This window comes from Moritella sp. (assembly GCF_033791185.1).
Taxonomy (GTDB): Bacteria; Pseudomonadota; Gammaproteobacteria; order Enterobacterales; family Moritellaceae; genus Moritella.
In genome coordinates, this window is the sequence record NZ_JASJHF010000227.1 from 1 (window position 1) to 13,818 (window position 13,818).

14 protein-coding genes are annotated in these 13,818 nt (G+C 38.4%); 9 read left to right on the top strand and 5 right to left on the bottom strand.

What is annotated here, in order from left to right; genetic code table 11:
- Positions 1-936, top strand: a 936-nt coding sequence (locus tag QNK26_RS13430; RefSeq protein WP_319223764.1) for a BamA/TamA family outer membrane protein, incomplete at its 5' end; no start/stop codon positions are given.
- A 220-nt stretch (positions 937-1,156) separates the two neighbouring features.
- Positions 1,157-1,924 carry a uridine phosphorylase gene (gene udp, locus QNK26_RS13435; protein WP_319223766.1) on the top strand — a complete coding sequence of 256 codons (768 nt, stop codon included), beginning with the start codon at positions 1,157-1,159 and terminating at the stop codon, positions 1,922-1,924.
- Between the two features lie 103 nt (positions 1,925-2,027).
- Here the strand turns inward: udp and QNK26_RS13440 are convergent, their stop codons facing one another.
- The gene (locus tag QNK26_RS13440) at positions 2,028-2,693 is read right to left on the bottom strand and encodes a glutathione S-transferase (RefSeq protein WP_319223769.1); all 666 of its coding nucleotides are present in this window, start codon (positions 2,691-2,693) and stop codon (positions 2,028-2,030) included.
- A 177-nt stretch (positions 2,694-2,870) separates the two neighbouring features.
- Here QNK26_RS13440 and QNK26_RS13445 point away from each other — a divergent pair, with 177 nt between their 5' ends.
- The 5 genes from QNK26_RS13445 to can all read left to right on the top strand — a co-directional run bounded on the left by QNK26_RS13445 (position 2,871) and on the right by can (position 8,499).
- Entirely contained in the window at positions 2,871-3,374 is a 504-nt protein-coding gene (locus tag QNK26_RS13445) for a prepilin-type N-terminal cleavage/methylation domain-containing protein (protein WP_319223771.1), read from the top strand.
- A 297-nt stretch (positions 3,375-3,671) separates the two neighbouring features.
- A complete protein-coding gene (zwf, locus tag QNK26_RS13450; RefSeq protein WP_319223772.1) occupies positions 3,672-5,153 on the top strand; it encodes a glucose-6-phosphate dehydrogenase in 1,482 nt (493 codons plus the stop codon).
- Between the two features lie 49 nt (positions 5,154-5,202).
- On the top strand, positions 5,203-5,919 hold the full coding sequence (pgl, locus tag QNK26_RS13455; protein WP_319223774.1) for a 6-phosphogluconolactonase: 717 nt from the start codon (positions 5,203-5,205) through the stop codon (positions 5,917-5,919).
- Between the two features lie 554 nt (positions 5,920-6,473).
- Positions 6,474-7,667: a Na+/H+ antiporter NhaA gene (gene nhaA, locus QNK26_RS13460; protein WP_319223776.1), complete on the top strand. Its 1,194-nt coding sequence runs from the start codon at positions 6,474-6,476 to the stop codon at positions 7,665-7,667.
- 208 nt (positions 7,668-7,875) lie between these two features.
- Positions 7,876-8,499, top strand: a complete 624-nt coding sequence (gene can / locus QNK26_RS13465; RefSeq protein ID WP_319223778.1) for a carbonate dehydratase — start codon at positions 7,876-7,878, stop codon at positions 8,497-8,499.
- A 164-nt stretch (positions 8,500-8,663) separates the two neighbouring features.
- Here can and QNK26_RS13470 read toward each other — a convergent pair whose 3' ends face one another.
- The gene (locus tag QNK26_RS13470) at positions 8,664-8,873 is read right to left on the bottom strand and encodes a cold-shock protein (protein ID WP_006030497.1); all 210 of its coding nucleotides are present in this window, start codon (positions 8,871-8,873) and stop codon (positions 8,664-8,666) included.
- A gap of 687 nt (positions 8,874-9,560) precedes the next feature.
- A complete protein-coding gene (locus QNK26_RS13475; protein ID WP_319223789.1) occupies positions 9,561-9,827 on the bottom strand; it encodes an acyl-CoA-binding protein in 267 nt (88 codons plus the stop codon).
- Positions 9,828-10,287: 460 nt separating this feature from the next.
- Between QNK26_RS13475 and QNK26_RS13480 the strand changes: the two genes are divergently transcribed.
- Complete coding sequence (locus QNK26_RS13480) at positions 10,288-11,103, top strand: hypothetical protein (RefSeq protein WP_319223792.1); 816 nt, start codon at positions 10,288-10,290, stop codon at positions 11,101-11,103.
- 113 nt (positions 11,104-11,216) lie between these two features.
- Here QNK26_RS13480 and moeB read toward each other — a convergent pair whose 3' ends face one another.
- Both moeB and moeA read right to left on the bottom strand, forming a co-directional pair.
- On the bottom strand, positions 11,217-12,008 hold the full coding sequence (gene moeB / locus QNK26_RS13485) for a molybdopterin-synthase adenylyltransferase MoeB (RefSeq protein ID WP_319223794.1): 792 nt from the start codon (positions 12,006-12,008) through the stop codon (positions 11,217-11,219).
- On the bottom strand, positions 12,008-13,240 hold the full coding sequence (gene moeA / locus QNK26_RS13490) for a molybdopterin molybdotransferase MoeA (protein ID WP_319223796.1): 1,233 nt from the start codon (positions 13,238-13,240) through the stop codon (positions 12,008-12,010). Before moeA ends, moeB begins: the two co-directional genes overlap by 1 nt.
- A 186-nt stretch (positions 13,241-13,426) precedes the next feature.
- Here moeA and folE point away from each other — a divergent pair.
- A partial coding sequence (gene folE / locus QNK26_RS13495) for a GTP cyclohydrolase I FolE (protein ID WP_319223798.1) occupies positions 13,427-13,818 on the top strand: 392 nt, incomplete at its 3' end.

Sequence of the window (13,818 nt, forward strand, 5' to 3'; positions counted from 1 at the left end):
GTTTCGGCAATAGGGCTTTATCAGGTAGATAAAAATGATAAGGTAAGTCAACTATCGTCATTAATTATTAACGGCTTTGCTTCCGCTAATGGCGCATTGGGAGTTGCTGTCGAAAACAAAACGTTTTTACAGCAAGATAGATTACGCTTTTATGTTGATGCGGTTATCGCTGATGCACCTGAAGTATATTATGGCCGTGGTTATGATGAAAATAGGCAGGACGGCAACAAGGTGACATTTGATAATCAGCAATTGTCATTGGCACCTTCGTTACGTAAACGTATTTCCGCGCAAAGCTTTATTGGTATTGGCATGGATTTTAACTATAGTTCAGCCAATGATATTGATAGCTTAGAATCGACAGTCGATAGCAGTATGCTGCTGGAAAGTAGTCGTAGTGTCGGGGTTAACTTATTAATCAACTACGATAGTCGTGATAGCGTGCTGAGCCCCAGTTCCGGACGTCTTGTCGAACTTGATTCGCAGTGGTATCGCCAAGAGTTTGGTAGTCAAACTGATTTTAATGTTCAATCGTTATTATATAGTGAGTACCTGAGCATTGGTGAGAGCGGGGATGTCTTAGCTTGGCAAGTTCATGGCCGCTTTACCCAAGGGGATGTACCATGGGATCAGCTTTCGGCACTCGGTGGTGCTGGGTTATTACGCGGTTATAACTCGGGACGCTATCGAGATGAACAAATGTTATTGGCGCAAGTTGAATATCGTTTAAATCTACCCGGCCGTCATGGCATGGTATTTTGGGGCGGGGCTGGTGGACTTGCAGATGACATTGGTAAGCTATCAACAGATGAAATATTACCAACCGCGGGCGTGGGTTACCGATTTGAAGTTAAGCCCAAAGTTAATCTACGCTTAGACATGGGATTTGGTAATGGTGATTCTGGGTTCTATTTTAATGTAAATGAAGCGTTCTAATAGTATTTATTGAAACGTTTAATGGAATTCATGCAAATGCAGGCAAGTATTGCTTACAGATGTGACCATGAATGAAATATAATTAGGTTATATATGAAACATGTGAGTATTATCACTTTATAGGCAAGCCTGCTGCATTATGATTGTTTTTTAATATTTACCGCCATTTTTAATACTGATATTTATAATGACGGTTCTCTCCGGTTTTAAGGAATATGCTATGACTACTGCAAATGTTTTTCATCTTGGTATCAATAAATCAGATTTACAAGGTGCCGAATTGGCTATTATTCCGGGTGATCCTGCGCGTGTCGAAAAGATCGCACAGCAAATGGAAAATCCAAAATTTTTAGCAAGTCATCGTGAATACACGGTTTATTTAGCTGATTTAGAAGGTAAGAAGGTTGTAGTGTGTTCAACAGGTATTGGTGGTCCATCGACTTCGATTGCTGTTGAAGAGCTTGCGCAACTAGGTGTAACGACATTTTTAAGAGTTGGTACAACTGGTGCAATTCAAGAGCACATTAATGTTGGCGATATGATTGTCACAACTGCTTCTGTACGTCTTGATGGTGCAAGTTCGCACTTTGCGCCGATGGAATACCCTGCAGTGGCTGATTTTGCTGTTGCAACAGAAATGAAAGCGGCTGTCGATGCTGAAGGTATTAAAGTGCACATGGGCGTTACTGCATCAAGTGATACTTTCTACCCTGGTCAAGAACGCTACGATACATTCTCGGGTCGTGTAACACGCCGTTTCCAAGGTTCGATGCAAGAATGGCAAGACATGGGTGTGCTTAACTTTGAAATGGAATCTGCCACACTCTTTACTATGTGTGCAAGCCAAGGCCTAAAAGCAGGTTGTGTTGCTGGTGTTATCATTAACCGTACTCAAAAAGAGATCCCTGACGAAGCGTCAATGAAGCTTGTTGAAACAAGGTCTATTAAAGTTGTTGTTGATGCCGCTCGCCGCATGTTAAAAGCATAGAGTTATTATACGTATTGCAATCGAAATGACTAATACGCAATAAACAATACTGAAGTTAAATATCAAGCCAGACTACGCATGTAGGTCTGGCTTTTTAGCATTCTCAGTTCGCAGAATTAAAATAAACGGCTTTATCACCCGCAGACCATTGTGGGTATTTATACATAATATCAGTAAATAGCGCAGAGCTTGTGTGTCGTGCTAACCAAGTGCGTAATTTAGGGTAAGGCGATTGCTCGAACCAAACCTTATCAACACTGGCAAACTGACGGATGAAGGGAAAAATAGCAATATCGGCTAGACTAATATCTTCACTCACCAGATTTCGGTGTAAAGTGAGTAGTAATTCTAATTGATGAAGAAAATGACAGCCTTGTTCACGGTATTCAGCTTCTGTAAACGCGGGGTGGCGAACGGCATATTTATATTTGTCTAAAATAGCTTTAAATTCGTTATCATTTTCATCGATCAATGAGCTTATTTGTTTTTGTAAATTAGGCTGATTTTGACGCAGCCAATCATCACTATCATGTTGTGATAACGCCCAGTGCATAATATCGCGGCTTTCATCGATGATCTGTTTATCTTGAGTTACTAAAACCGGTACTGTCCCTTTCGGTGAATAAGCGAGCAAGCTCGTTGGCTTGTCTTTTAATACCACTTCTCTTAATTCGACTTCCACTTGGCTGTAACAAACTGCGAGTCGTGCCCGCATTGCGTATGGGCAACGTCGAAATGAGTAGAAAATAGCTGGGCGAGTAGGTTGCATTTATAGACTCCGACATAAAACATTTAAGATATTGAGGGGAAACCATCTTACTTTGTTTTACTGTATCAAATCATCACGCTATATACATTAAAATGATTATATTATTAGTCTTGTATATATCTCAGATATGTTAGTATTCGTGCGAGTTTACTGAGCAAATTTAAGGTACTAAATTTAATGAATGAAAAAATGGGCTTTTCATTGCTGGAACTAACATTCGTTATTGTGGTGCTGTCAATCTTAGCTATGTTTGCGATACCGGAATATACCAAAACACATCGCGAAGCTAAAGTCGCGGTGCTTACAGACTTACGTGGAAAGCTCACAAACGCCGTTGATACCTTGAAAACAGCATCAAATATAGCATCACGTAAGCAGGTAATAAACGGTAAGACGTATGTTCAATATGACGTCAGACAGCACTATCTGGTTTCCGGAAAGCTGCTACACCCCTCTGAAATTTGTCATATCCTCGGGTTAACATCTGGTCCCCTTGTCGAAGGTGTCGCTGTTACCTCGAGCGATGGTATGTATACCTGTAAAAATGAAAGCCCTAAACAGAGTTGGGTTAAAATGAATAAGCTTGAATCGACAGATTGTGCGTTAGCATATATTGCTCATTACCATAATGAGATAATCACTACCGTTGACATTAAATTGGTCGGCGATTGCCTCGAGTGAATAATCGCCTCACTTTTCGCTGGTAATTCATACAGATGTTAATATTTTATTAACTAGACTTACTTTCTAAACTTTCGTTTTCTTGTTTCATTCGAAAGTGATTTCCCATTAAATTACCAATACACTTTCAATCAAGTACCTATTTAGTGGTATCGGTTAAATATATTGATAAAACCATTTTAGTTTTCGGTCATTTTGAGTGATAATGCCGCGCCTAGTTTGTTATCTATGCATAACATAAACGTACTAGCGCCATATATTCTAATCTTTTCGATAAAATCTTTAGGAAATTAAACCATGGTAAAACCTGAGAATAACAGTATTGTCATTTTTGGTGCTTCGGGTGATTTGACAAAACGAAAGCTACTCCCCGCGCTTTATCACCTTTATGTCAATGAACTGTTACCTGAAGATTTTTCTATTTTGGGTGCGAGTAAAACTGCATTCACGGACGATTCATTCCGTGAAAAAGTAACTAATGATTTAATCCTAAGTGAAGGTATTACTCTGCAACAAGCTGAAGATTTCAGTAAGCATTTGTACTATATCTCAATGAATATGACCGACCCAGACAGTTATGTTGCTTTTAAAGAACGCTTAGAAACGTTATCTGAGAAACATAATACGGTTGGTAATGCTATTTACTATATGGCCACACCGCCTAGCTTATACGCGGCAATTTCTGCTAATTTAGCTAAACATAAATTAAACAAAGATCGTAATGGCTGGAAACGATTAATCGTTGAGAAACCGTTTGGTTATGATCTTGCTTCTGCAAACGAGTTAGATGAGCATTTACATACTTGTTTCCGTGAGCGTCAAGTTTACCGTATCGATCATTACCTAGGTAAAGAAACAGTACAGAATTTATTAGTATATCGTTTCTCTAACGGTTTATTTGAGCCGCTGTGGAATCGTAGTTTTGTCGATTATGTTGAAATTACCGCTGCTGAAAGCTTAGGCGTTGAACAGCGTGGTGGTTATTACGACCATTCTGGCGCAGTACGCGATATGCTACAAAATCATTTACTTCAAGTGCTTGCTCTTGTGGCGATGGAGCCGCCAGCGGTTATCAACGCAGATGCGATGCGTAACGAAGTGGTTAAAGTGATCCAAAGCTTACGTCCACTTGAAGAGCAAGACTTACGCGATAACCTCGTACTAGGCCAATACACTAAAAGTATTGTTAATGGTGAAGAGATGCCTGGTTACCGTAGTGAAAAAGACGTTGATGAAGATTCTCGTACTCCAACCTACGTGGGTATGAAGATGATGATCGACAACTGGCGTTGGAACGGTGTACCTTTCTATGTGCGTACTGGTAAGCGTATGCCAGAACGTTTGACTGAAATTGTGGTCCATTTTAAGAAGACACCACACCCAATCTTTGGTCAGAATGCGCCAGAAAATAAACTGATTTTGCGTATCCAACCAAACGAATCAATTCAGATGGACTTCGGTTTGAAAAAACCCGGTGCGGGCTTTACCGCTCAGCAAGTATCAATGAGTTTTGACTATAATAGTTTAGAAGAAAATAACCTATTAACGGCTTATGAGCGTTTATTGCTTGATTGTATGAAAGGCGATGCGACTTTATTTGCACGTTCTGATGCAGTAAAAGCATGCTGGGAGTTCGTGCAGCCAATCTTAGACTATAAAAAAGAAGCTAAATCTTTATTTGGTTATAAGTGTGGTAGCTGGGGGCCGAATAAAGCGGATGAAATGCTAGAGAAAGATGGCCGTGAATGGCGTTTTTCGAGCGAAGAAGTCATAAACTAGATATTAACTAAGTTATTAACTCATAAACTAATAGTAGCGTGGAGTCATAATGGATTATCGTACTTTTGAAACACCAGAACAGGTAGTTGAGTCATTAGCTAATTCACTTGTTGAATACAGTAAACAAGATAAACCTGTACATATTTCGTTATCAGGTGGCAGCACACCAAAGCTTTTATTTAAAGTGTTGGCACAAGCACCATTTGCAACGAGTATTACATGGGCCAATTTACATTTTTGGTGGGGCGATGAACGTTGTGTTGCCCCTGATGATGCAGCAAGTAACTTTGGCGAAGCTAACGCGTTATTGTTCTCTCAAGTTGCATTACCGACTGAGAACATTCACCGTATTTTAGGCGAAGACGCACCAGAAAAAGAAGTTGTTCGTTTTGCACAAGAGATGCAGGCAAATATACCAGCCAGTAATGGAATGCCATGTTTTGATTGGATCTTGCTTGGCATGGGAACTGATGGTCATACAGCATCATTATTCCCAGGGCAAACTGATTATGATGATCAAAACATTAGCATTATTGCTCAACATCCTGAATCCGGAGAATTCCGAATTTCAAAAACAGCACGACTTTTAGCTAACGCAAAACGCATTAGTTATGTAGTTATGGGTGAGGGTAAAGCACAAGTCATTAAGCAAATTCATGATAATGATGACGCTGCATTGGCTTATCCCGCTGCTCAAGTAACAGCAAAGCAGGGTAAAACCGAGTGGTATTTAGATGCGGGTGCTGCAAGGTTAATTAATAACTAGGGCATAAACCAAACGGTTTTGACTCAATGAGCTTAGGCTCAAAGACCTGTTAGTTGATACTGACAGGTCTTTTTTTGTTCAGCTGCTTGTTTTTCATACGCAGCAGTGATTTTTAATTCCGCATAATATTAATCTAAATGGCTCATGTGGCGGATATTTTAAATTCAGCCGATATTAGTTTGAGTTACATTTAGATCTCCTCTTAAATAGCCTTTTAGGCGCCTTTCTGAGGGCTTTATATTTACATTCTTTGTGTTTATATATTTAGTATAGAGTTTTTAACTGTTTTCAAGATAGTAACTAGCTCTTTATGGTTATTTTTTTGAACTTATTTTGATATTTATATGTGTGATTTATTATTGTTATGTGTCATATTATGTCGAATCTAGCGGGAAAGGTGGATGACCACCTTAATAGCATTAAATATAGTTATTCTTTAATTTATATAATTTGATAATACTGACATATCTTCACTCTATATTCGGTGTAATGGACTAGCGTTATATTGTATTGAGCTACTGTGTATAGATGAATATGTATGTATAAGGAAAAGTATGAACAAAACACAAGAATCATTTTTATCTAGTTTCTTTAAACTAGAATCGGCAGGTGGCATTACTTTAATGTTCTCGGCTGTGTTAGCTATGATTTTAGCTAATAGTCCTTTACAAGGACTATATGCATTATTTTTAGAAGTGCCAGTCGAGATCAAGCTCGGCGGTTTAGAGATTGCAAAACCATTATTACTTTGGATTAATGATGGCTTAATGGCTGTATTCTTCTTTTTAGTCGGACTTGAATTAAAACGAGAATTAGTCGAAGGGGAGTTATCTGATCCGCGTAACATTATTTTACCGGGCGTTGGCGCTATCGGTGGTATGTTGTTCCCCGCGCTTATTTATGTTTATTTCAATATCGATGATCCAGCTGCCTTGAGTGGTTGGGCTATTCCTGCTGCAACAGATATTGCATTTGCATTAGGTATTTTGAGCTTACTGGGCTCACGAGTACCAGTTAGTTTGAAAATTTTCTTAACCTCACTCGCTATTTTTGATGATATCGGTGCGATTTTGATTATTGCCTTCTTCTATACATCGAAGATTTCAATATCTGCACTTATCGTTGCGGCGCTTTGTATTCCTGTGTTAGCTTATTTAAATAAGCGTAATGTTGATTCGAAAGCATTGTATATCCTCGTTGGTATTGTGATGTGGGTGGCGATGTTGAAATCGGGCGTTCATGCGACATTAGCGGGTGTTATCCTTGCACTGTTTATTCCAATGCAATCAAAAGATAAATCACATTCGCCACTGAAGACGATGGAGCACGGATTACACTTTGTAGTTGCCTTTGTTATCCTGCCTATCTTTGCGTTTGCCAACGCGGGTATTAATCTATCTGGTGTGGGTCTAGATCAAATCTTACATCCTGTCCCTATGGGTATTGCGTTAGGCTTATTCTTGGGTAAACAAGTTGGTATCTTTGGTCTGTGTTGGTTAGCAATTAAATGTAAAATTGCACAAATGCCAAAAGGTATGGATTGGTGTTCTTTATATAGTACGGCCATTCTGTGTGGTGTTGGTTTCACCATGAGCTTGTTTATTGGTTCATTGGCTTTCGAAGAGACTGGCACTAACTTATTATTTGATGAGCGCCTTGGTATTATCTTAGGTTCACTGCTCTCTGGTGTCATTGGTTTCTTCATGCTGAAATCATGTCTATCTAGCAAAGATGAAATAGCGAAATAATTTAGCGCTAACCTTGTGATTCAAATCTTAAAGCACCCTTGATTGGGTGCTTTCTTATATCTACCTTATATAGCCCCCTGCCTAATTGTTACACTCATAAGTCCAGTTGCTGATATTCGAATATTGCTTATATATCAGTTGAATATATTATTCAAACGCGATAGTTTAAGGGTTAAGAATGTAGTTATCCTAATCAGAGAGCGTAGTCTTGAGTACTATTAAATCGATATTTGAACGTAATCGCGCATGGTCAGAACAGATTAATGAACAGTTTCCTGACTTTTTTGAACAACTTTCTAAACAACAAACACCTGACTATTTATGGATCGGCTGTTCTGATAGCCGCGTACCTGCAAACCAGATCATGGCACTACCCCCTGGCGAGGTGTTTGTACACCGCAATATTGCTAATGTTGTTGTGCACACCGACTTAAATTGTTTGTCAGTGATTCAGTACGCTGTTGAAGTACTTAAAGTGAAGCATATTATTGTATGTGGCCATTACGGCTGTGGTGGCGTTAAAGCCGCTATGGGACATGGACAGCATGGTTTAATTGATAATTGGTTACGTCACATTAAAGATGTAGAGCGCTTTCATATGGACGATTTAAAAGATGTTAGTGGCGACGATAAAATCGACCGGATGTGTGAATTAAACGTGGTAGAGCAAGTTCGAAACGTGTGTAATACGACCGTTGTAAAGGGTGCTTGGCGTAATGGTGCTGAGTTATCTATTCATGGCTGGATCTTTAATATCAGTAACGGAGTATTGAAAAGCTTAACAGAAAGTATTAACTCGAGAGAGAAGCAATTAGAAGTGATAGCAAAATAGTCTAAGCGCTAATAGTACGTATAAAAAAAGCCAATGAGGTAACTCATTGGCTTTTTTATTACCTAACTATAAATGCGTATAAGTACTCATAAATTTTAGGTAATAAAAAAGGTGAACTAAGTTCACCTTTTTTGATATCTGTTTAACCGATTAATAGTAAACTATTAAAGAGGTTTAACGTTCTCAGCTTGTGGACCTTTTTGGCCTTGGCCTACTGTGAACTCAACTTTTTGACCGTCAGTAAGTACTTTGAAGCCATCAACTAAGATAGAGCTGAAATGTACGAATACATCTGGGCCATTTTCTTGTTCGATGAAACCGAAGCCTTTAGCTTCGTTGAAGAATTTTACTTTACCGATTACTGTATTAGACATATTAAAAAACCCTGTATATATATATTATTAAAAAAATTGTTAAAAAACCAGGGTGTAACTTATATAAACAATACAAAACAATAATCAATACAAGTATTAACTAAAGTTCATTCTACCGATATAAACTAGCCTAATTTCTTAAGACGAATTATACATGGTTAAAGACTCATAGCAATACACTCACACATTATTTTTATAAAATTGTTGTTTTCATTAGTAAAATCAATATGCCACAGGCTTGTTTGCTGTCTTTTTAGCCGTCATAACTGCTATTTTATTCAATATCAGTTCATATGACAGCCAATTTATATGGTGATCGAATTTTTGAATTTAGTTGAGTCTGTAATGATTGCTAAGTTAGTATTTATTGTTATTTTAGTTGTCTATTAGTCACAAGGAATGTATGTAAGGTTTTGATATTAAAACTTTATCAGTGATTATCACAATAAATGTAATCGTACACCGAGTATAGAGTGTGTAGGGCTATATGAGAGCAATCGTAAGGAATTATAATGAGTAAGAGTTTTCGTAGACAGTGGTTTTTTAGCCAAAAGAAAGTGGTAAAGCATTTCATTACTAAATAAACGCTATGTATTTAAGGTGTATTTCTTATTGAGTAGGTTTTGCCTTTAAAAATTGTCAGTAAATATAATTATTTACTGACAACAAGTCTGTTTTTTCGAGTTATTAAGCCGCGTTTTCTTCTTCTACACGTGCAATATATTTTTCCATCGCTTGTTCTGAAGATAAGCCACGTAATTTATCCCATGCAGTCCATTTAGCAAAACCAACCATATCAAAGATAGATGGCTTTTTAGTTGCAACATCACCTTCAGTTGCTTGCTTAAATAATGAATAAAATTCTAATTTTAATTCTTGTGAAGGCTTTTTCTTTGCAGTGCCATTTTGAACTTGGTCTACTGTAGCGTCGAATTTAGCGCGTAGGTCTGTCATTTTATATTCCTTTATTTATCTATCAAATTATCGGTTCAATAAGTACTTAAATATCATTACAACTTGCAACGTTGTAATGCACCTACTAATGAGTAGTTAAGTTACAAGCGGATCTTACCCTTATTTTTTACTGAAAACATCCTTTTATTTCAATTTTAGGTATGAATTATAAATAATAAAAATCCTTATTATTCAGACGGTAACTTTAAAAATAAGTATGATTTTTCTAAATGTTGCGGTCATTATTACGCTGGCTGTTAACGCGGTATGAGCTATCCTATTATTGCTATCGTGCTGGAGTCGCCAGATTTTAAGGAGTGAAATGGATAATTAAACTTGATATATACGTAATAATATATATCATTACCCATTTGTGGTTATGACCTTTTAGGTGTTAATTGGATATGCAAAGTTAACATTGTAAATAGACAAGCACTAAACTCATTTTTGCAAGTAAGATATGATCGAACAACAATCGAAGAGACAGATCCCATTATTCGAGGCTTTATTGAATAATTATTCTACATTACAACGCTGCTTGATGTTTACTTGCGCTTTTTTAGCGGTAAGTGCACTGGTATTCGCTGAAAAAGCACACATAGCATCATTTTTGTTTTCTAATTTACCGATAGGAATTGGATTAACAAATAATTTTATTGCACCGTTAGTGGCTGTAGGGCTGTTAGCGTTTTTCTGCACGGCTTATTTTGGCATTATTTGTTCGACTAACATGTCATCGTCATCGCAACAAACTACAGGCGGTTCCGGCTTCTTATCTGAATTACGAGTGACACTTGTATTTGGCGCTTGTTTTGGTTTGTTGACGGCTATTTTATGTAGTCTGATTTTTGTGATTGCTGAACCGTATTTACCACAAGCGTTTCTTGATTATCATCAAATATTTAGTTCGTTAAATTTTATCTTGATTGCATTAACAGCGGTATTTTCTAGTACATTGTACTTGTCAGTATTCATGTTACCGCTGTTAACATTAATCACAAGGCTAACAGCCTTTGATGCCAAGCTGACGGGGCTTAAATCAACCACGAGTATCATTTTCGTTTCATCAATAATAGTGTCGGTATTGTTGGCTTTATTGGTGACAGCTATTACGGCTACTTTATCGATAAATCTTATTCTATTTATCGTTGTGATATCCATTATTACGTCTTCAACATTAGGATTGTTATACTGGTTTGTCGGATTAGAGGCGAGTTTAGTGGCAAACTTGGTGTATTGTTTATTGGTTTCTTATCTCGCCCACATTTTCTTGTAGCGAGAGCTTTGGTTAGCAGTAGGCGTAATTGAAATCGTTATTTGAATAGGTGTGAGCCTGGTAAGTAGCTAGCGCGATTTAATTGCACATCGCGCTAGTCGTTAATTGTTACTCTACGTGTGGGTATGACACACAGTGCAAGTCGGTAGTTTTGGTAGTTTCATTTGTTGGAATGACAATGTAAGACCGTCAACGATTAATACTTTCCCTGTCATCGGTTGACCAAAATTAGCCACGACCTTAATCGCTTCCATTGCCTGCATCGCACCAATAATGCCCACCATCGGCGCCATAATGCCAGATTCAACACAGCTTAATGTGCCACTACCGAATAATTGGCTGAGGCATTGATAACAAGGTTCATCATCCGTATAGGTAAATACACTGATTTGGCCTTCCATACGGATCGCAGCTCCTGATACTAACGGTGTGCGTAACGCGAAACAAGCACGGTTTATCTGCTCTCGTGTATCGACGTTATCAGTACAATCAAGCACAATATCATGCTGTTTTATTAGCGCGACTAACTCATCTTCAGACAGTTTCTTCGTGATCGCTTGTACTTTGCAGTGCGGGTTTATCTGCTCTAGTTCATACTTAGCTGACAAGGATTTAAATTCACCAATCCGGCTATCTCGGTGTAATAGTTGACGCTGTAGATTGGATAATTCAATATGATCAAAATCGACTAGCGTCATCTGACCCATACCTGCGGCGGCTAAGTATTGACTGCTTGCACAACCAAGACCGCCTGCACCGATTATTAATACCTTGGCTTGTTTTAATGCTTCTTGACCATCAAAATCAAAGTGGCGTAAGACAATTTGACGGTTATAGCGTAACTCTTCTTGCGAAGATAAAATATCCTCAGAAGGTAAGCTGCCATCCATTGATGGGATGGTCATTAATTTAAGATCTCATTAAATGGTTCAATCGTTACCGTTTCACCAACTTCAACGTTGCCACGGTCTTGTTCTAGGATCGCATAGCAGTTTGAGTGACTCATGCTACTGAAAACACCAGAGCCTTGACTGCCAGTTGACACAACTTCAAGCTGTCCTTGAGCATTGATGCTATAAATTGCACGTTGGAAGTCCATACGACCAGGGGCTTTCTTTAGTTTCGTTGCGGCAATAGCATTAAAACGTGGTGTTGGTGTGTAAACTTGATTAGTCATTTTTGCTAATGCAGGTACCACTAGTTGGTGGAAGGTTACCGTCGCAGATACTGGGTTACCCGGTAATCCAAAGAATTTACTGTTTGGTAATGTACCAAAAGCAAAAGGTTTACCGGGTTTAATTGCTAATTTCCAAAAACCAATTTCGCCAAGCTCTTGCAATAATATTTTCGTGTAATCAGCTTCACCAACGGATACACCACCTGATGTGATCACGGCATCTGCCGCTGCATCTGCTTTGATAAACGTTTCGCGTAGTAAGTCTTCGTTATCAGGGATGATACCGAAATCGATAATATCTAAATTCAAACGAGACAACATCGCGTTGATGCTATAGCGGTTACTGTCGTAGATATCACCATTTTCAAGCGGTTGGCCTAAGCTTTTTAGTTCATCACCGGTTGAGAATACAGCCACTTTTAGACGGCGATAAACAGTGACTTTATCAATGCCGATTGTCGCTAGCATTGGAATATCTCGTGGGGTAAGACGACGGCCTTTGGTTAACACCGCTTGACCTAAGGCAATATCTTCAGCTGCATTACGAATATTGTCATGCATTGGCGGTAAATTTTCGAAGGTAATTTGGTCACCATCGACTTGCGTTCTTTCTTGCATGATAACAGCTTCACAACCTGTTGGAACCGGAGCGCCAGTCATAATACGGATACAAGTACCGAGCGGCCAATCACCATTAAAAGGTTGACCGGCAAAGGCTTTACCAGCAAGTGGTAGTGTCATTGACTGAGTGAGATCCGAGATTCGAACGGCATAACCATCCATCGCTGAATTATCAAAAGGAGGGACATTAATTGGGGAGGAAATGTCTTCAGCGAGAATATAATCGAGTGCTTCGGCTAAGTTTAATGTCAGTGTTTCTTTTACTGCATCGATATTGGCTAACATCTCTTGCATAGCTAAATCCAGTGGTTTTAGCCCTTGTACATCACAACATCCCATTACATACCCTTGTTGGTTATTTTTTAGTTATATCGTTAATTATGACAAACTCAGCAGGCTGGCGATAGGACCTATAACAATTAAATGCTTAATTAAGGCTATTTCAGCTAATTTGTTTATCTTCTCAATTGTTAGATGCTATTATGCGGCATTATTTTTAAAGTCGATCCGTTTGTGGAGTAATTAATGACCTGCCTAAGTAAAGAAGCTTTATTAGTCCGTTCAGTCTTGGAAGAGCGAGGGTTAGAAACACCAATGATCGGTACTGGGCTATCAAGCGCAGAGAAAAAAGAACGCATTGAATCGCATTTTACCGAGATCCTAAAACTATTAGAACTTGATTTAAGTGATGATAGTTTAGCTGAAACGCCACACCGTATTGCCAAAATGTATGTGAATGAAATATTCTCAGGCTTGGATTATGCGTCGTTTCCTAAAATCACTTTAATTGATAACAAAATGCAAGTAGATGAAATGGTTAAGGTTAGTGATATTACATTAACCAGCACCTGCGAACATCATTTTGTTACTATCGATGGTAAAGCGACCGTTGCTTATATCCCACGGAGTAAAGTTAT